The 18,448-nt window shown below is 66.2% G+C and carries 20 protein-coding genes and 1 riboswitch; of the genes, 4 read left to right on the forward strand and 16 right to left on the reverse strand.

Going from position 1 to position 18,448, the window contains the following annotated elements:
- Positions 1-133 precede the first annotated feature (133 nt).
- The 5 genes from CBI38_RS40095 to CBI38_RS10190 all read right to left on the reverse strand — a co-directional run bounded on the left by CBI38_RS40095 (position 134) and on the right by CBI38_RS10190 (position 4,221).
- Positions 134-268, reverse strand: coding sequence for a hypothetical protein (locus tag CBI38_RS40095; RefSeq protein WP_257792473.1), 135 nt, complete (start codon positions 266-268; stop codon positions 134-136).
- A 95-nt stretch (positions 269-363) separates the two neighbouring features.
- Positions 364-1,752, reverse strand: coding sequence for a T3SS (YopN, CesT) and YbjN peptide-binding chaperone 1 (locus CBI38_RS10175; protein ID WP_109328540.1), 1,389 nt, complete (start codon positions 1,750-1,752; stop codon positions 364-366).
- A 70-nt stretch (positions 1,753-1,822) separates the two neighbouring features.
- Positions 1,823-2,524, reverse strand: coding sequence for an ESX secretion-associated protein EspG (locus CBI38_RS10180; protein ID WP_109328542.1), 702 nt, complete (start codon positions 2,522-2,524; stop codon positions 1,823-1,825).
- Positions 2,525-2,526: 2 nt separating this feature from the next.
- On the reverse strand, positions 2,527-3,516 hold the full coding sequence (locus tag CBI38_RS10185; RefSeq protein ID WP_109328544.1) for a hypothetical protein: 990 nt from the start codon (positions 3,514-3,516) through the stop codon (positions 2,527-2,529).
- A gap of 126 nt (positions 3,517-3,642) precedes the next feature.
- On the reverse strand, positions 3,643-4,221 hold the full coding sequence (locus CBI38_RS10190) for a hypothetical protein (RefSeq protein WP_109328546.1): 579 nt from the start codon (positions 4,219-4,221) through the stop codon (positions 3,643-3,645).
- A gap of 172 nt (positions 4,222-4,393) precedes the next feature.
- On the opposite strand from CBI38_RS10190, the gene CBI38_RS40100 reads away from it, so the two are divergent.
- Positions 4,394-4,516, forward strand: coding sequence for a hypothetical protein (locus CBI38_RS40100; RefSeq protein WP_257792474.1), 123 nt, complete (start codon positions 4,394-4,396; stop codon positions 4,514-4,516).
- Positions 4,517-4,519: 3 nt separating this feature from the next.
- On the opposite strand, the gene CBI38_RS10195 is transcribed toward CBI38_RS40100, so the two are convergent.
- Complete coding sequence (locus CBI38_RS10195; RefSeq protein ID WP_109328548.1) at positions 4,520-5,545, reverse strand: alpha/beta hydrolase; 1,026 nt, start codon at positions 5,543-5,545, stop codon at positions 4,520-4,522.
- Between the two features lie 175 nt (positions 5,546-5,720).
- Between CBI38_RS10195 and CBI38_RS10200 the strand changes: the two genes are divergently transcribed.
- On the forward strand, positions 5,721-7,085 hold the full coding sequence (locus CBI38_RS10200; RefSeq protein ID WP_109328550.1) for a WS/DGAT/MGAT family O-acyltransferase: 1,365 nt from the start codon (positions 5,721-5,723) through the stop codon (positions 7,083-7,085).
- A gap of 32 nt (positions 7,086-7,117) precedes the next feature.
- On the opposite strand, the gene CBI38_RS10205 is transcribed toward CBI38_RS10200, so the two are convergent.
- From CBI38_RS10205 to CBI38_RS10220, 4 genes are all read right to left on the reverse strand, one after another.
- Complete coding sequence (locus CBI38_RS10205; protein WP_109328552.1) at positions 7,118-7,930, reverse strand: ABC transporter ATP-binding protein; 813 nt, start codon at positions 7,928-7,930, stop codon at positions 7,118-7,120.
- Positions 7,923-8,744: an ABC transporter permease gene (locus CBI38_RS10210; RefSeq protein WP_109328554.1), complete on the reverse strand. Its 822-nt coding sequence runs from the start codon at positions 8,742-8,744 to the stop codon at positions 7,923-7,925. Before CBI38_RS10210 ends, CBI38_RS10205 begins: the two co-directional genes overlap by 8 nt.
- Positions 8,722-9,750 (reverse strand): ABC transporter substrate-binding protein, encoded by a 1,029-nt coding sequence (locus CBI38_RS10215; protein WP_109334981.1) that lies wholly within the window; start codon positions 9,748-9,750, stop codon positions 8,722-8,724. Before CBI38_RS10215 ends, CBI38_RS10210 begins: the two co-directional genes overlap by 23 nt.
- A complete protein-coding gene (locus CBI38_RS10220; protein WP_109334980.1) occupies positions 9,747-10,469 on the reverse strand; it encodes a TenA family protein in 723 nt (240 codons plus the stop codon). Before CBI38_RS10220 ends, CBI38_RS10215 begins: the two co-directional genes overlap by 4 nt.
- Positions 10,463-10,558: riboswitch (TPP riboswitch) on the reverse strand. (Overlaps the previous gene by 7 nt.)
- Positions 10,559-10,668: 110 nt before the next feature.
- Between CBI38_RS10220 and CBI38_RS10225 the strand changes: the two genes are divergently transcribed.
- Complete coding sequence (locus tag CBI38_RS10225) at positions 10,669-12,222, forward strand: carboxylesterase/lipase family protein (protein ID WP_109328556.1); 1,554 nt, start codon at positions 10,669-10,671, stop codon at positions 12,220-12,222.
- Here CBI38_RS10225 and CBI38_RS10230 read toward each other — a convergent pair.
- From CBI38_RS10230 to CBI38_RS10255, 6 genes are all read right to left on the reverse strand, one after another.
- The gene (locus CBI38_RS10230) at positions 12,215-13,456 is read right to left on the reverse strand and encodes an MFS transporter (protein ID WP_109328558.1); all 1,242 of its coding nucleotides are present in this window, start codon (positions 13,454-13,456) and stop codon (positions 12,215-12,217) included. The genes CBI38_RS10225 and CBI38_RS10230 overlap by 8 nt on opposite strands.
- Positions 13,457-13,541: 85 nt before the next feature.
- Positions 13,542-14,066 (reverse strand): DUF3558 domain-containing protein, encoded by a 525-nt coding sequence (locus tag CBI38_RS10235; protein ID WP_109328560.1) that lies wholly within the window; start codon positions 14,064-14,066, stop codon positions 13,542-13,544.
- On the reverse strand, positions 14,063-14,605 hold the full coding sequence (locus CBI38_RS10240; protein ID WP_109328562.1) for a DUF3558 domain-containing protein: 543 nt from the start codon (positions 14,603-14,605) through the stop codon (positions 14,063-14,065). The genes CBI38_RS10235 and CBI38_RS10240 overlap by 4 nt, the downstream gene beginning before the upstream one ends.
- Positions 14,589-14,864: a GNAT family N-acetyltransferase gene (locus CBI38_RS10245; RefSeq protein WP_109328564.1), complete on the reverse strand. Its 276-nt coding sequence runs from the start codon at positions 14,862-14,864 to the stop codon at positions 14,589-14,591. The genes CBI38_RS10240 and CBI38_RS10245 overlap by 17 nt, the downstream gene beginning before the upstream one ends.
- Before the next feature lie 56 nt (positions 14,865-14,920).
- Positions 14,921-16,093, reverse strand: coding sequence for a DUF4185 domain-containing protein (locus CBI38_RS10250; RefSeq protein WP_109328566.1), 1,173 nt, complete (start codon positions 16,091-16,093; stop codon positions 14,921-14,923).
- Between the two features lie 110 nt (positions 16,094-16,203).
- Entirely contained in the window at positions 16,204-17,577 is a 1,374-nt protein-coding gene (locus CBI38_RS10255) for an FAD-binding oxidoreductase (protein WP_109334982.1), read from the reverse strand.
- 513 nt (positions 17,578-18,090) lie between these two features.
- Here CBI38_RS10255 and CBI38_RS10260 point away from each other — a divergent pair.
- On the forward strand, positions 18,091-18,420 hold the full coding sequence (locus CBI38_RS10260; protein WP_109328568.1) for a hypothetical protein: 330 nt from the start codon (positions 18,091-18,093) through the stop codon (positions 18,418-18,420).
- The last annotated feature ends 28 nt before the right edge of the window (positions 18,421-18,448 follow it).

Genomic DNA, 18,448 nt, shown 5'->3' on the forward strand with positions numbered 1-18,448 from the left:
CCCTAATATAGGCGACGGGCCGGGCGGCCGGTTGGGCGAGCACTCGGGCCCCGATGGCGACGGGTGCGGGCTGGGGACAGCACAGTGCGCCGTCACGGTAGTCGGAACTACCACAACGGCGCACTGGTAAGGGTCAGCGCTTCTTGACGTGCGAGACGATCTCTGGATCGACCTGCCCGTTCGACTTCGACTTCTTGTCGGCGCGCTTTTCTTTCAACGACTTACCGGACTTCTTGGACATGGAATTGCGGGGCGATTTGTCGGCCATGGACTCATCCCTGAACAGCGGAACCTGGACGGCGCCGATAGTGCCGACACTACGCCACATTTCGCGTAGACCGGACCAATCACAGAAGAGGGCCGTCAGGACGACGGGTCGTCGAAAAGGGTCTGCTCTTCCGGGTTGTTGAACAGCCCCATCTGCTCCGGCCGGGGCTTCGTTTCGGAAGCTGGATGAGGGGGCGGAAGGACGATCGTGCGCAGCGCGTCACGCAGATCCCCGACTACCCGCTCCCAGCCGTCGGCATGCGAATCGGACGTCTCGGCCATCGCAGTCTCGGCGTGCTGACGGAATTCGTCGGCGTCCCGGCGGAGCTGCGCGACCCACTCGGTGCCGGTGTTGAGCAGCGACACGATGAGGTCGCGGTCGTGACCGCAGACGTCGGCGACGACCGCGGCATCGGTACCGCCGTCGCCCTCGGGGTCGAGGTGGAACAACGTGAGCAGTTCGTTGGGCAGTTCGGCGGCCGTCATGCGGCTTTCGACGATGATGGTGTTCTCGTCGGGGTCGTCGTCCCGGCGGAAGAACAGCTGTCCGCCGAACCGCGCCGCGAAGTCACCGTCGACGGTCCTCAGGAAGTCGGAGAACACCTTGCAGCTGTCGGTGAGGTGCTGCGGGACGAACGGATTGCCCGACACCTCGAGGAACGCCGACAACCGATCGTCCACTAGCACGAACTTGATCCGCGACCACGTCCGGTTGAGGTCCGCGGTGACCTCGGCTGCCCGGGTGCGGTCGCTGATGTCGTGGATGAGCGGCGCGAAGAGCTGAACATCCACCGAGTCGGCGAGCGGGCCGATGAACAGGATGGTGTTGCCGACCCGAATCGGAACGTCGCCGTCGGGGTCCCGCTCGGGTAGCAGGCCGAGCATCGGGACCAGGGACAGCGTGATCAGCTCGTGGAGATGCTCCGCGTCGCGTGGGACGACTGCTGCGGCGGGATCGAGCTGGGTGACCAGGGGCGGACGCACCGCGACGGGATCGAATGCCGCGGCCGGGTCGGTGCTGGATGTTTCGGTGCTCAGGAACGCCGGATGCGTCACTCCCCACACGTCCCGGAACGCGGCGACGGTCATCGCGGCGAGCTGATCGGACCACGACTGCTTCTTGTCGACGAAGAACGCGGGCGACCCGTCGTCCGCCTCGTCGTCCGGACCGCGGGTCGGTCGATTCCAGCCCAACTCGGTGAGGTAGTGCTGTTCGGCGTTCGACAACATGCGGTCGGGGTGCAGATAGTGGTTGGACGGCACCTCGCAGCGCACCGTGTCGCCGTCCCAGACGACGAATTGGATGCAGGGCATCAGTCCACGAGATTCGTCGAGCTCCTCGAAGCCCGATTCGAGTACCAGAAGGTCCTCGTCGTGCATCGCTGCCAGGTAGTCGGCGAGGCGACGCTGGAACTCGGCCCAATCGCGATTTACGCTGACGTCCAGATCGAAGTCCTGCATGTCTGCTCCGTCCGGCTCGGCCACGGGTCACCTACTTTCGCCCTACACGGTAGTCGCGAACGCCGACACCGCAGCGCGGGAGGGGACGAAACGCTCAGACGGGGTGCCCGGCGTCGATACGTCCGGTCAGCCGGTCGACTGCGGCGAGGAGGTCCCAGGACGTGCCCGGCTCCACCGCCACCGTCGTATCACCCCACACCAGGTAGCGACCGTCGCCGTCGATGTCGCGCCAGGCGAGACCGCCCACTGGTTGCGAGGAGTGCCGCCCACCTCGGATCACCGCGATGGTGCCCTGGCTCGTCGATGACTGCTCGAGCAGCTTCGTTACCGCACGGGACCGCACAGACCGCTCTGCTGGTCCGGTCATCTCGGCGCGGGTGACCACGGTGCCGGGGGCGTGGCCGGCGTTGACGTCCGGAAGCTGGGCAATCAGCTGGCGGCCGAGGTCGTAGGGCTCGCAGCGGCGGAGCACCACTTCGGCGCCGGCATGCTGCTGGGCGGCGATCGCGTGCCCGCGGGCCGTCGCCCCGAGCAGTCGGATCGGGGTGTGGCTGCCTTCGCCCAGACAACCCGAAATCTCGATCCGCAGTTCCGGCTCGGCGAGTACGACGAGCGCGGCCGCGAGGTGGTCGTGTTCGGGACCGGAGAACTCGTCCCTGACTCTGCTCTGCTCAACTGCATACTCCGCGGCGTCGGCTTGTCGGCTCCCACCACGGAACGGGAACGGGAGACGATCCTGTCCGGTCTTCGCCCACAGCGCCGGGAATTGCCCGACGCTCAACGTCCACTGCGTCATGCTCAGCGGCCGATCACAGCCGGGGACACGTGGGGCAGTGGGCCGATGACCGGACTCCCAGGATCGATGTTCTCGAGATACGTGGGCTCCTCTGCGGGCGCCTGCTCACCGGTGCCCGTCGACTGAGACTTCGCAGCCGGCTTCTGGGCAAGCGCGGCTGCCGACGCCTGGTGGGCAGCGACCACCCGGTGCGCGTACTGAGCGACCCCGCCGCCGACGGCGCCGGCCAGGGCCGCACCCGCCACGGACCCCGAGCCCGTTCCGGCGGGCACATCGTGCTGTCGGGGTGCGTCGGTGACATCGTCGTGAGGGCTTTCACTTCGTCGGTACTCTTTAGGAGAGTCCTCCGAGCGAGTGTCTTCTGCTACCTGTGGATCGCTGGGAATCCCGTGGATTCCGTTGGGGCCGTAGTCGAATCCGACGGGCTGGCCAGCGGTGGCGGCGTGCGTCGAAGTGATCTCGGCTGCGTCGGGCGTTCGAGCATCCAGGTTGGGGAGCTGTGCGCCCGCAGTCTGGTATGCCGACGAGTAGACAGAGCCCATCGCGGCTTTCGCCGCGTCCTCCGCAGCCACGGATTCGGCTTCACCGCTCCAATTCCACGGCATCACCCGCGTCCAGTCGGTGGCGTACCCGACCGGTTCGCCGACAGCCGCCCGGACCGCCTCGGCCCCGGCAATTGCCTCCCGTAACGCCGCCCCGACGTCGCGGAAGCCTTCACCCGCCGGGTGCGCGCCAAGGACGTAGGAGTCGATTGCGGAGGCGGCAGCCCCGGCAGCGGGTCCCCGCCACCCGCTCGCGAGCGCATCCCGGGTGGCGTCATGAAATGCGGTGATCGAGTCCTGGAATCGGCGTCCGATCTCGTCCCAGGCGGCCGCCACCGACTCGGACGTCGCCGGCGACATCGCCTCGACGGCGCCTCTGATCGCGCGGTGGTCCCACTGCTCCGACTGGAAGTTCTCGCCACTCGCCCGGTGGTCGTACTCGTCACTCATGTGAAGCCCTCCCATGCCGGCCACTCTCGGTCCCCGAATGGATCCCCCCCGATCCGGCGGGAAGCCACCTTACAGGCGGCTCGACGCGTCACACCATCACGAATCTTCGCGACGGTACGGCGACGTTCAGCGCTGCGGACGGGTGGTCACCGGCGGAATGGTGATCACCGGACGGGTCGTCGTGGTGGTGGTCGGGGCAGGTTGGGCGGGAATTCCCGCTGAGGCCCGTGCGTCGGGCGCCTCGGTGGTGGTGATCACCGGCGCGCGCGTGACCGGGGGCTGGGTGACCGGGGGCTGGGTGACCGGGGGCTGAGTGACGGGCGCCCGGGCGACCGGAGGCTGGATGACGGGGGCAACGTTGACGGTGGGGCGAGGAACGATCGTCGCAACCGGGGCCGGAGGCAGGGGCGCCGCCGCGGGCGGCAACGTGGTGGTCGGGGCGGGCTCGGTGGTAACCGGGATCGCTCGCGGTGTGGTGAGGTCCGCCATCTGCCACGTCGGGGTCGGTGGCACGAAAACCTGGTAGGTCGCGGGCTCGGCGCTGTAAGCACCGGCGGCCTGCAAGCCCTCCGAGGACAGCGGGGGCGGCGCCACATACGCATTACTGCTGTCGAACACCCCGCCCGCAGCGCCCACCATGATGCCCGAGACCGCGGATACAGCGGCAATCGCAAGTGCCCCGATCGCTACGGTTCTGTCGTCCATTCGCTACCTGTCGTCGGCGTCCAAATGCGTCCACCATAGAGGGTGGCCTGCTCGAACGCCGCACGTGTACGCCCGCCGAGCGCATCCGGAGGGTTCGCTCGATAGTTGCCGGGTTCGGCGCACGTTGACGAGAACTCTTGTTCGGTACAGCCCCCACGATCACGATCGATCGGTGTCCATATCGCTCCGACCGGGGGTAATGATGTCTCTACTCGACAAGTTCTTCCGCCGCACGTCGCTGTCCGCGCGAGCCGGGGTGGCTGTCGCTGCGTCCGCCATCCTCTTCGCGTCGTGACGGCTAACTCACCCGTGAGTACTTGTTAACAGCGGGGTGTGCAGAAGTGCTCACGGGTGTGGACTCACGGATGAAGCGGCCGATCTCCCGAATCGCCTTTCTGCCCTCCGGGAGCAGCCCCGCAGCGGCCTGGAAGACGTGCACCTGGCGTTCCCAGATCTGCAGTTCGCACGGGACACCCGCCTGGGAGAGTCGTTGCGACATCAACTCCGCGTCGACGTACACCATTTCCTGTGAACCGGTCTGGATCAGCGCGGGCGGCATCGCAGCGAGGTCGCCGTCCACGGGGGAGGTGGACGGTTGGTGCCCGCCGCGGGTATCGAGGCGTTCGATGAGTGTCGACAACGCGCCGACCGCACGGCGGGGGAACACCGCGCACAGGTCGGCGTTGGGGTGCGCCAGCTTGTTGACCGGGTCCAGGTCGGTCAGCGGCGACAGCGCGACATCCGCGGCGGGGCGGGGAAGTCCCTGCCGTAATGCTTCGAGCGTCACCATGAATGTCAGGAAACCGCCCGCGGAGTCGCCGGCAATGACGATCCGATCGGCGGTGTAGCCGTGCGCGAGAAGCCAGCGGTAGCCGTCGACCCCGTCGTCCACCGCCGCACGGATGGGATTCTGCGGGATCATCCGGTAAGCCACGTTCAAGGTGGACGCCTGGGATTCGGTCGAGATACGAGACACCATCTGCCGGTGCGAATTGATTCCGCAACACAGGAAGGCGCCGCCGTGCAGGTACAAGATGGCCCGGTTGCCGTTCTCGCCGGCGGGGCGGATCCATTCGGCGCGGCAGTGGGGGAGTCGGATCGGCCTCCGCTGGGTCCCGCGGACGGGGCCGAGGGAGTACCCGAGATAGTCGACCACCCCGGTGGGCCACGGCAGGTCGGGGTAGCGGGCCCAGCCGTCGAGGAACGGCCGGACGGTGCGCCGGAGGGTGTGCGCGAGGGCAGCGGATTGCACGCTGGTCCCGACGAAGTCGCGCCGGGTCAGCGGTAGCGGCGAGGGGCAGAACTCCGCAGCTGCAGTGCTCATGGCCTGCCTCCTTCGGTCCGCGGTCGTTCGGTGACGCCCGTGGTTGGAGTCACCCTTTTTGCGCCGCACGATCTATATCGGAGTTGTGCGCACGGACGCTACGCCCGACGTACCATCCACAGGAAAGTCGTAATGGGATAGTGACCGAGCGGGGGTGAACGTCCAGGTGGGGATAATGCCGGTTACCGATTCGATATTCCTGTTAGGCGAATCGAGGGAGCATCCGATGCACGTCGGGTCGCTCGAATTGTTTACTCCGCCCGAGGATGCCGGGCCCGACTACGTGAAGACGATGCTCGACACCATGCTGTCGCACACGACCGTCGACTCCACGTTCCGGAAGAAGCCGCAAGGTCCCGTCGGCAGCGTCGGCAACCTGTGGTGGGCGGACGAGGGTGACAACGTGGATCTCGAATACCACGTTCGGCATTCGGCGTTGCCGGCGCCGTGCCGGGTTCGGGAGCTGCTCACGCTCACCTCCCGGCTGCACGGCACGCTCCTCGACCGTCACCGCCCCTTGTGGGAGATGTACGTGATCGAGGGGCTCAGCGACGGACGGTTCGCGATTTACACCAAATTGCATCATTCGCTGATGGATGGCGTATCCGGGTTCCGGTTGCTGCAACGCACGCTGACCACGGACCCCACGGTGCGTGATGCCCCGCCGCCGTGGAACTTGCCGCGTGGGGAGAAGAAACCGGACAGCGGCGGCGGTCTGGACCTCGGATCGGTGTTCGGCGGCCTCCGTCGAACGGTCGGTGAGGTGGCCGGTCTCGCCCCGGCATCCCTGCGCATCGCCCGTACCGCGCTGGGACAACACGATATGAAGTTCCCGTACGAGGCGCCCAGGACCATGCTGAACGTCCCGATCGGGGGCGCGCGGCGTTTCGCCGCCCAGTCGTGGTCGCTCGAGCGCGTCAACGCCGTGCGTAAGTCGGCGGGGGTGAGTGTCAACGACGTCGTGCTCGCCATGTGCGCCGGAGCGTTGCGCCACTACCTGACCGAACAGGACGGATTGCCGGACGCGCCGCTCATCGCCATGGTTCCCGTCTCCTTGCGTGACGAGAAGAAGGTGGACGCCGGAGGCAACTCCGTGGGAGTCACGTTGTGCAATCTGGCGACAGACATCGAGGACCCGGCCGATCGGCTGTCGGCCATCTCGGCGTCCATGTCCCAGGGAAAAGAGTTGTTCAGCAGTCTCACCCCGATGCAGGCGCTGGCGTGGTCGGCGGTCAACATGTCGCCGATCGCCCTGACTCCAATTCCGGGCGTGGTGCGCCTCACGCCGCCGCCGTTCAATGTGATCATCTCCAACGTTCCCGGACCGCCGAAGACGATGTACTTCAACGGGTCCCGTCTCGACGGGCTTTATCCGACGTCGGTGGTGCTGGACGGCCAGGCCCTCAACATCACCCTCACCAACAACGGTGGCAATCTCGACTTCGGGGTGGTGGGATGTCGACGATCGGTCCCGAGTTTGCAGCGGATTCTGATCCATCTCGAAACGGCGCTCGCGGAACTGGAAAAGGCGCTGTTGTGACGTGACGTTGCTCGAGCGGGGGCGCGGCGTGGTCAGCCTCGCCGCGACTCCTGCTCGACCAGCGCGCGCTTCGACTCCTCGTGCAAGACCTCGAGAAGTTCGTGTTCGACGTCCGCGAACTCCGGCGACGTCATCATCGACAGCTCCCGGGGGCGGGGCAGATCCACGGTCACCTCACGCCGGACGGTGGCCGGTCTTGCAGACAGGATGACCACCCGGTCCGACAAGTACACGGCTTCACGAATGTCGTGGGTGATCATCAACACCGTCCACCGATAGCGTTGCCACACCTCCTGCAACCAGGCCTGCATCTCGGTGCGGGTCAAAGAATCCAGGGCACCGAATGGTTCGTCGAGGAGGAGAACTGGGCGCTCCTGAACGACGGTGCGGAGCATCGCAGCGCGTTGCCGCATCCCGCCCGACAACTGGCTGGGTCGCGCGTCCTCGAATCCGGCGAGGCCGAACACGGGGAAGAGGGCGCGGGCGCGTTCGCGTGCGTCACGTCGGGGCATGCCCTGCACCTCGAGACCGAGGGTGGTGTTGTCGAGAACGGTGCGCCACGGGAACAGAAGGTCCTTCTGCGGCATGTAGGCACACTGTGCCGAACCGCCACCGGCCGCGGGCACCGGCGTGCCGCCGATCGTGACGGTGCCGGAGTCGGGTCGGTCGAGGCCGGCGAGCATCGCGAACGCTGTGCTCTTCCCACACCCGCTCGGTCCGATGACCGACACGAACTCGCCCGGTTCGACGGTGAACGACACAGTGTCGAGTACGGGCCGGACGCCGCCGCGGACGGGGAAGGCCTTGGACAACCCACACAGTTCGACTCGCGCGTCGTCAGTCATTGTGGCCCCTCTCGGCGGCGATCCACGGCGCGACGGCGCGTTCGACCGCGAAGGTGAGCAGGTAGAGGCTGACGCTGATCACCGCGGTCACGAGCACCGCGGCCAACACCAGGTCGGTCCGGAACGAGTTCTTCTGGGTGGCCATGTAAATGCCCAGACCCGAGGTAGCGCCAACGTATTCGGCGAACACCGCTCCCACGACGGCGTAGGTGATGCCGATCCGCAAGGCCGTGAAAAAACGCGGAATTGCCGAGGGCAGCCGGACGTAGCGGAACTCCTGCCACCGGGACGCGCCCATACTGCGCAGCAATGATCCGGCCTCCCGATCTGCCGCCGCGAACCCTTCGATCAGGCCGATCGTCATCGGGAAGAAGGTGGCGAGCGCGATGACGAGGATCTTGGGCAGTAAGCCGAAGCCGAACCAGATAATCATCAGTGGTGCGATGGCGATGATGGGCAGTGTCTGCGACACCACGAACAGCGGCACGAACGCGCGCCGCAGCCACGGCGAGAAATCGACCAGAACCGCGAGCGCCCAGGCACACAGCAGAGACACCGCGAAGCCGATGATGGTGACCTGAAGGGTGGCGGAGGCATGTTCGGCGATGACGTCGCGAGCCCGCCACCCCTGCGCGACGACACGGAGCGGCGACGGCAGCACCTGCGGACGGATTCCGCTGACACTGACATAAATCTGCCACGTGACCACCAGCGCCACGACGACCACGAGCGCAGGGAGTCCCCGCCGCAGGACCGAGGACGTCCCCGGCCCCGCGGAACGCGAACTCGTCTCAGGGTGTGTCGAGGTACTCATTGGTGAAATATGTCGACCAGTCGGGCTCGGCGGTCAGCGGCGCTCCGTCGGGTCCCGTCAGCAAGCCGTGCTCGAACAGGAATCCCGAGTACCCCGCCCACTTCTCCGTGGTCTGTGTACCGACGGTCCCGGTGGAATCCTTCATGTACTGGGACGAGAGCATCTGCTGGCTTTCCCGCACCAGCGACTCGTCCGGGAACGCACCGGGATTGGCGTCGATCAGCATCTGCGCGGCCTGATCGGGCTGGTCGGCCGCGAACTGGTAGCCCCGCTGCAGGGCCTGGACGAACTTCCGTGCCTCCTCGGGGTGCTCGGCCATCCATCCCTCGTTGCCCTCGATCACGAGTGCATACGCGTCGGGAAATCCGAAGTCCGTGTAGTGGAAGTACCGCATCGGCGTTCCCTGGTGCTCGGCCTCGATGCCTTCCCACGCGAAGAATGACACGGTGAAGTCGGCGGTGCCGGAGTAGACCGCCTCGTACGCGGACGTGCCGAGGGTGACGGTGGTGAATTCACCCTTGCCGCCGTCGTTCCGGATGATCTGTTTCAGCGTCGCTTCGCCGTCGGGGTCGGCGAAGCCCGCGTAGATCTTGCCGTCCAAGTCCCGAGGGCGGGTGATGTCGGGGCGGTCCGCCCTGACCGCGATGCCCGTGGCCCAGTGCTGCAGAGGTGCGAGCACGGACTTCGTCTGGGCACCCGCAGCCTTGGAGAAGGTCGCCGAACTCTGGAAACTCACGCCGAACTCGGCATTGCCGGCGTCGACGAGCGTGTCAGGGGACGTGTCGTTGTACGGCAGAACCTCCACGTCGAGTCCGGCGTCGGCGAAATAGCCCTGTTCGAGGGCGACGAACAAACCGGTGTGATTGGTGTTCGGCGTCCAGTCGAGGGCGAATCTGATGGTGTCGCCCGACGACCCGTTGTCGGCGCACCCGGCCAGTACGGAGAGTGCGGACACGAGGACGACGGCTGCAGCGGCGGCGCGCTTCGTGCGCGCGAAGAACGTCACGACTTCGGCCACTTCTGCTCGTTCAGGGCGGTATCCCAGAACAGGAGTTCGTACCGGCTGGCGACGACGAACGCCTCGATCATGGCCTCACGCTGCGCTTCGGTGGCGGCGTCGGCGGCAGCGTCCACCAGTTCGCGGGCGGTGGCCACGGCAGCGTGGAATTCCTCGGCATCGTAGGTGGTCACCCACTGCGCGTACGGATGCGATGGGTCCGCGGAGAGCACCTCGCGGGCGCTGGCGGCGAGTCGTCGTCCCACGTCGGCGTAGATCCAGAAGCAGGGCAGTACCGCAGCCGCGGCAACCGGATACGGCTCGGTGGCGGCGACGGCCGTCAGATAGGAGACGTACCCGAGACAGGCCTGCGAATGCTGCGGCTGAGCGTCCGACGCGGGCAACTTTCCGCCGCTCAGCAGATTCTGGTGCAAGCTGGCCTCGACGGTGGCGGCGGTGGCGGCGGAGTTGGCCCAGAAGCCGGCGGCGACGGGGTCCGGAGCGTGCGCGGCCACCAGCGACAGCGCTTTCGCGTACCCGGTGAGGTACAGAAAGTCCTGTTCGATGTACGTGCGGAACACGTCCAGCGGAAGCGTGCCGTCACCGAGTCGGCGGAGAAATTCGAGCTCGTCGATCGCGTCCCGCAACACCGTGGTCCGGTCCCACAAGAGGTCCGTGAATCTGGTGTGCCGGCCCACGACGACGGCATCATGGACAGAGCTGTTCACTACAATGACATCCCTTCGTCAGCATTACCTGAGCAGGTTCCCGGGTGTGATCTCAGCCCCGCCCGTGCGGAGCACCCCGTGTCAGAACAAGCCGACCCTAGCACCGCCCGCCGGGAGCGCGGAAAAGCCCCGTTCACTCGGACACCTCTGCGCATCGTTGGTACCTTGGCCGGAGATTCCCGGTGAGGGGGTGTCAGTCGTGGAAGTCGAGAAGTCCGGCGACACGCTGGTCGTCCGCGCCCGCGACGGAGCGGTGTGCGGGCACGCCGACGGCGACGTCTACGCATGGAAGGGCATCCCGTTCGCGGCAGCCCCCGTCGGAGCGCTGCGGTTCCGGGCGCCCGCCCCACCGTCCCCCTGGAACGGTGTGCGCGACTGCGCCATCTTCGGGCCCATGGCGCCGCAGGGGAACGGCACCGCCGTGCCGATAGACGCGGGACTCGAGATGGACGAGGACTGCCTCTCGATCAACGTGTGGGCCCCGGAACCGGACGGCACACCGCGGCCGGTGATGGTGTGGATCCACGGGGGTGCGTACTGCCTGGGAACGGCGGCGCAGAGCATCTACGACGGGCGCATCCTGTCCACCGTCGGTGACCTGGTGGTGGTGTCGTTCAACTACCGGGTGGGTGCGCTCGGCTTCCTCGACCTGTCGTCGTTCTCCACGGCCGAGCACGTGTTCGAGACGAACATCGGACTGCGCGATCAGGTCGCGGCACTCGCATGGGTGCGCGAGAACATTTCGGCCTTCGGCGGGGATCCGGACGAGGTGACCGTGTTCGGCGAATCGTCCGGCGCCGGATCGATCACCACACTGATGACCTGTCCGAGCGCGGAAGGACTGTTCCACCGTGCGATCGCGCAGAGCCCACCGGCCACCTCCGTCTACGGGAGCGAGCGCGCCGCCACGGTGGCCCGGCAATTCCTCGACATCCTCAGGCTGGCGCCGGAGGAGTCCGCCACTCTGCTCCGCCTTCCGTACGACCAGATCATCGAAGCCAGCGACACGCTGGTCAACGAGGTGCCCACCAAGATTCCGGGCACACTCGCCATGGCACCTGTCGTCGACCGCGACTTCCTGCCGCGGTACCCGGTGGCGGCGTTCCAGAAGGGGTACTCCCACCGGATCCCGCTCATCATCGGTTCCAACAAGGACGAGTCCTCGCTCTTCAAGCTGATGAAGTCGCCGTTGCTGCCGGTCACGTCCGATTCGGTGCAGGAGATGCTCCGGGCCATCGCCACCGATCATCCCGACCTCCCCGCCAACCGGCTCGCCGACATCCTGGCCGCCTACCCGGACCGCGGAAAATCTCGGGGTGCGCTGGCGATGTCCCGAGATGCCGCGTTCCGGATGCCCGCCCTGTGGGTCGCGGACGCACACAGTCGCCACTCACCGACGTGGATGTACCGGTTCGATGCGGCCACCCCGATCCTCAAGGCTGCGCGCATCGGGGCGGGGCATGCCACCGAGCTGCCGTACGTGTTCGGCAACTTCGGCACCCTGAACGTCGATCCCACGTTCTGGTTGGGCGGGCGGAAGACGGCACTGGAGGTGTCCGGCCGCGTTCAGCGCCGATGGCTCGCGTTCGTCCGGCATGGCGTTCCGGCGGCGTTGGACGGGTCGAAACACTGGGCTCCCTACGACGAGGACACTCGCGCAACGCTGCTGATCGACAGCTCCGACACCCTCGTGCAGGACCCGGACCGCGAGATGCGCCTGGCCTGGGGCAACGAGGTGATGGGCTTCAGCTGACGGTCGCCGGGGCGTCCAGTTCCTTCAGGACCGGAAATGCGCAACAGGCGATACCGAGGACGAGCACCGGGACGGCGAGCACGAAGAACGTCGGCTGAATGCCCCAGGCGTCGATCATCGGCCCGGCAAGCAGATAGCCCAGCGGACCGGCAGCGTACGCCGTGGACGTCATGACTCCCGTGATCCGCCCGCGCATGTGCTCGGGGCTACGAGTTTGCATGGCGTAGTTGGCAATCGGGCCGACCGGCCCGAAGACGAGGCCCTGCAGCAAGGCCAGCGCGAGGATCGCCCACAGGGGCGGGAGGAACGCCATGGCCACCATGGCCGCGCCCAGGACGATCACCGCGACGAGCATGATCACCCGTCTGGACACGAAGGGGGAGAGCGGCCCGTATGCCAGGGCGCCCACGACTCCGCCGACGCTCAGTGCCATCAGCACCGAACCCAGCTGTGCGGGTTTGTCGAGTTCGGTGAAGTACACCGGGAACACGACGGACTCGACAGGCAGGTACAGCGCCACCACCGCCATGTCGACCAAGGCGATCGTGCGCAGAAGGCGGTTGTGCCACACGAACTTCAAACCCTCGACGGTGCCGCGCCAGAGTGAGGTCGGCGCCGACGAGGCGTCGGGCCGGCCGGCATTTTCGAGCCGGAGGAAGGTGATGGTGACGATGGACAAGACGAAGCCGAGGGCCGTCACCCACAATGTGTTCTCGGCCCCGACCGTGGCGATCAGGACCCCGCCGATACCCGGTCCGACCAGGTAGGCCACGTTGTAATTGGCCTCGTAGAGGCTGTTCATCCGGTCGAGCGACCACCCGGCCGACGTCGTGGCTGCAGGCAGCATCGATTCCCTCGCCGCGATGCCTGCCGGGTCGAACGCGGCGCCGACTGCCGCGAGGACGGCTATGACCAGGACCGACAGGCCCGCCGTGTTCGCCACGATCGGAATGGCGGCAGCCGAGAGTGCGGAGAGGCAATCGGAGATGATCGAGGTGCGGCGCCGACCGAACAGGTCGACGACCGTGCCCGCGAACAGACTCGACAACAGAAGGGGAAGAGTGGCCGCGCCGGCGACCACCGCCGCGTCGGAGGCGCGGCCGGTTCGCTCCAGCACCAACCACGGCAACACGACGATTGCGATACCGTTCCCGGTGGCGGAGAACAGGGTTGCCAGATTGAGCAGCACCAGAGGGCCGAGCCGGCGAGGCGCTGCCGTCTCGGTGGCGGTCACGGCTGAGTCCTCTGGTCGGAGCGAAAAGGTGTTTACTCGACGCTAACAGCGCCGCCGAGACCGCCGCGACCCAATTTTGTACTCGTCACTGATTGCGCTGCAGCGTCAATTCCGCGAGGGCCCGTGCCCCCGCACAAGGATCGCCCGTACCAGAACGGTTCTGCACCCACCAGGTGATCACCCCGGAGTAGGCGGCGGTGATTCCGCACGTCGCACTGTCACCGGGCCGCCGGGCGGTGAAGGCCGACGCACCTGCGACGGAGGTGGTGTCCACCTGGTAGCCGAGCCGATCGGCGACATCACGCTCGCGCTGCAGCGAGTTGTTCTCGAACCAGCCGAACGTCACGTCGAGGGAACCGGCATGCGACAACACCGTCCACATGCAGACAGCCCCGTAGAAGTACTGGTCGATTCCGTCACCGCCGAGCACCTCCGCGATCTTCTCGTTCGGGACCGCCTCACACTCGCGCAGCAGCTTGTCGAATCGGTCGGAGCCACCGCCGCTCACACCGGCACCTTCAGGGAGGGGAGTGCCGGTGATCGAGTTACCGCACCCGGTCAGCAGGAGCACTGCCGCGACAACGGCGGCGAATGTGCGGACGGCGCTCATTTCGCCTTCTTCAGAGTGAGGTCGACGAGAGCGGTAGGAGCCGCGCACGGATCGGACGGTGTGACGCCGACGCCGTACCGGACCAGCCAATGCACGAAATCCGCCCCCGTCGCCACCGCCACCTCACAGAATCCCTCGTTCTGTGAGGAAAACCCCCGATGCCCGGCGATGTCGAGGTCGTGGACCTCGTGCCCGATTCCCTGCGCCACCGACCGTTCCCGGTCGATCGGGCTGCCGCGGTACCAGGTGAACATCACATATCGGGCTCCGCCGTCGGCCTCCCAGCGGCATTTGATTCCATTGCGGGACACGGGCTTGAGCCCGGACATCCCCGCCCGCTCGTAGACCTCGCCGTCGGTGAGTGAGCCGCACTCGCCCACGAACGCTCCCGGCTGGGCGGCCGTCGACGTCCGCGGAAGGGCGTCCGGCATGCCGGTATCGTCACCGTTTCCTGATGCGCAGCCGACCAGTGTGAGGGCGGCGGCAGCGGCACACAGGCCGCGGACGGCCAGACGGTCCGACTCAGACGAGCTCCGCATAGCTCGGATTCTCGGCGATGTAATGCTCGACGTACGAGCAGGACGGAACCACGGAGAAGCCACGGTCCTTCGTGTCGTCCAGGGCAGCTTTGACAAGTTGAGCGGCCAGTCCCTGCCCCCGGAACTGTGGGTAGGTGACGGTGTGGTGGAAGTCGCGGACACCGTTCCTCTCGGCGTAATCGGCGTACCCGGCGAGCTGACCGTCGAGGAAGATCTCGAACCGGGACTCGGACACGTCGTGCTCTACCTTGACCGCCACAACCACTCCTCTGTTCGCATCGAGCGTGCAATGCTGCGCACACTCGCAGATTACCGTCAGTCGGCGAGGTTGGTGCGCAGGAGCATGACGTTGTAGTCGGACCAGGTGGTGGCGAGGAAGTACAGATCCGACCCCTTCGACCACGGATGCATGTAGGCGCCGTACAGCTCGGGCACGTCGCGGCTGCTCACCAACACTTCCGGTGCACTCCAGCCGGATTCGAGCCGATCGGACCGCCGCATGACCACCGAGTTGCCGGCGTCCGTGTACATCGCGACGAACTGGCCGAGGTATTCGTTGAACTGCACGGACAGCTCGCTGACGGGCCCTGGGATCACGGGCGCGGCAAGGGCGGCATTCGCCTTCACCCATGCCTTGCCGTCCCAGTACTCGTACGCGGTGAGGTTTCGAATCTCCGCTTCCGGCACCCGCGACAACCGTGCGTCACCCGAACGGCCGGACGGCGTGCCGAAGGCGTAGACGAAACCATCGTGTTTGACGTAAGAGCCCATCTGGAAGTTCTCGGCACCGGTGCCGGGCACATTGGGTCGTAGGGTCAGCGGATCCGTGACCCAGTTCTCGCCGTTGTCGACGGAATACGCGATTCCTGACGCGTTGGTTTCCCATTCGCCGGGAGCGCCCCAGCTCCGCACGGACATGTAATTGATGTACTGCACGGGACCCACCGAGATGCCGGTGGTGGGGATGACAGTTTGCTCGACGCCCGGAATCTTCTTGCTCTGGATGATTTCCTTGGAATGATTCGGGCGGTCGACGGGCGAGTTCTCGATACTCATGCCGTTGGTGAGATCGCGGTCGCTGCTGCGAAGCAGAATGTTGCTGCGCCAGTCGCCGACGAGCCCGCACAGGGGATTGTCGCTGAGGCCGACCGTATCGCCGAAGGCGGTGAGAACCTGGCCGGCTCCGTTGTCCCACATGATGCCGAGGTCGGTTCCGAGGACGCTGAATCGGAAGATCGTGTCGTTGGTGCTGCGGGGCCCAGTGATGTGTGCGACGGCCTGGGTGTGGCCGCGTAGTTCGGGAAGGCGGCCGTCGCTGCCGTTCAGCCATGGAATCGGATTGATATCGTTGTTCGAGCTCGAACCCAGGCTGCCTGATCCGAGGCACGGCGCCGCCGTCGCAACGGAGGGTGACCACGCGAAAAACGTGCAGGTAGACGCCAATAGAGCGGGCATGGCCAGTGAAACGACACGGCGGAGCTTGGTCACGGGCGCACCTCTCTGCGACATTTCGAGCAGGTCCGGTCACGCTAGCAACACCTCAGCTGTCACACCAGCCCCTTGCATAACCATTTGGGTACCGTGACGGCCGGGGAAACCTACAGAATGGCGCCCGGGTTGAGGATTCCCAGAGGATCGAGCGCCTGCTTCACCCGGGCCGTCACATCCATGACGTCCTTACCCACTTGGTCGGGAAGCCACGCCTTCTTCAGCCTTCCCACCCCGTGTTCGCCGGTGATCGTTCCCCCGAGGGAAATGGCGAGATCCATGATCTCGCCGAACGCGAGCCGGGCACGTTCCGCCATCGCGGCATCCGCGGGATCGAACACGATGAGTGGATGCGTATTGCCGTCGCCGGCATGAGCAATGACAGCGATCAGCACATTTCGTGTCCGTGCGATGGACGCAATACCTTCGACCAGCGCGGGCAGCTTCGGCAATGGGACTCCGACGTCTTCGAGGAGAAGGCTTCCGAGTCGCTCCACTGCGGGAATGGCGAATCGCCTTGCAGCTGCGAAGGCTTCGCCCTCCTCGGGATCGTCGGTGGTGAATACCTCCGACGCGCCGCTCGCGGTGCAGGCGTCGGCCATGAGCGAGATCTCTTCCGAGGCAATCGCCCCCGGTGCATCCGAGCGGGCGATGAGCATGGCTTCTGCAGTCCGGTCCAGGCCCATCTTCAGCGCATCCTCGACGGCGCCGATCGTCGTGCGGTCCATGAATTCCAGCATCGACGGGCGCAGCGAGCGCGTGATGGCCAGCACGGTGTCGGCGGCCGCCTGCACCGACGCGAACGTCGCGACCAAGGTGCACGACGGCGGTTGCGCCGGGATCAGTCTGAGGGTCACCTCGGTGACGACTCCGAGCGTGCCCTCACTGCCGACGAAAAGTTTGGTCAGCGACAGTCCGGCGACATCCTTGAGGCGGGGCCCGCCCAACCGCACCGCCGTTCCGTCCGCGAGCACCACTTGCAGGCCGAGTACGTAGTCGGTGGTGACCCCGTACTTCACGCAGCACAGCCCGCCGGCGTTGGTCGCCACGTTGCCGCCGATGGTGCACATTTCGAACGACGACGGGTCGGGCGGATACCACAACCCATGTTCGGCGGCCGCCGCCTTGACCTCGGCGTTCAGCAGGCCGGGCTGGGCAACGGCGATACGGGTGACGGGGTCGACGTCGATTCGGCGCATTCGCTCGGTACTGACGACGACGCTGTCCCGTACCGCGGTGGCACCTCCGCTGAGACCCGAACCGGCCCCGCGGGGGATCACCGGGACCCGATGTCTGCCGGCCCAGCGCAGCACCGCCTGGACTTCCTCGGTGCGCGTCGGCCGTGCAACGGCGGCGGGCAGGACAGCGTCCGGGTCGCGTGCCCAGTCGTGGCTGTAGGACGCGAGAAGGTCCGGATCGGTGAGCAGGCATCCATGGGGGAGGGCAGCGTCGAGTTCCGCGAGAGCGTCCGGTGCGATCGTCATGTTGTGCTCCTCGCGGGCGGTGGCGGCGTACCCGACGGTAGCGCCGCCAGGACTCGCCTGCACCCGATTTGGTCGAGCGTCCAACTGAACCGATTCGGAGACTTAGCTTCAGATATCGCCTCAACCTGGACGTTCAGTACAGGTCGGGGCGGGTCTCGACCGCTCAACTTGTTACCGACGCGTACGAGTCTCACTATGTGAGATCGAGGGTGTTAATTTTTTTGCCTTGGACGACGGAGGGGTATAGAACCCTCCCGTGCGGGAAACCTGCAGGTAGTCGCACCTCGGGGCAAATTCGGACTTGGGAGTTTTCGATGTAACTCAGGTCACATTCGTCACTCTGTTACCGGATCGTATCGAGGGGGCAATGCAAAAAAGCACTTTCCCGGGTTAGCGTTCTGCATCGTCAAACACCGGCGAGGCGTTACACCCAAACGGAGAATCTCACGAAATGTGAGTCAGATCGCAACTTGGGGCCGGTTTTGCCGCACCGACCCCGGAAGGACCCGCACGATGCACGCACTCCACCGAGACCCCAGCAGCTACATTTCCGCGATGTTCTCGTACGAGTTCATCGACGGTGGTATCGACTACGACTCCATCGAACAGATTCACCGCGGGGAATTCGATGAGTGGGTCTTCGCCCTGGCCGGCTCGGGACTGTTCACGAACGACGAAGTTCGCGCGATGGTCACCGAGTGGAGTCTGAACCCCAAGGTTCTCCTCAACACGCTGCTCGCCGACGCCGATGAGGTCACCGCCAAGCGCTGCGAGGTCACCTGGGCAGCACTCGACCGCGTCGCCCCGTTCGCGCCGTCGATGCCCGTCGCCGTCTTCGGCTGACGTTTCCCGGGGTCTCCCGCAACTGGCA

Origin of the sequence: Rhodococcus oxybenzonivorans (assembly GCF_003130705.1) — a bacterium.
In the GTDB taxonomy this organism is placed as follows: Bacteria; Actinomycetota; Actinomycetes; order Mycobacteriales; family Mycobacteriaceae; genus Rhodococcus_F; species Rhodococcus_F oxybenzonivorans.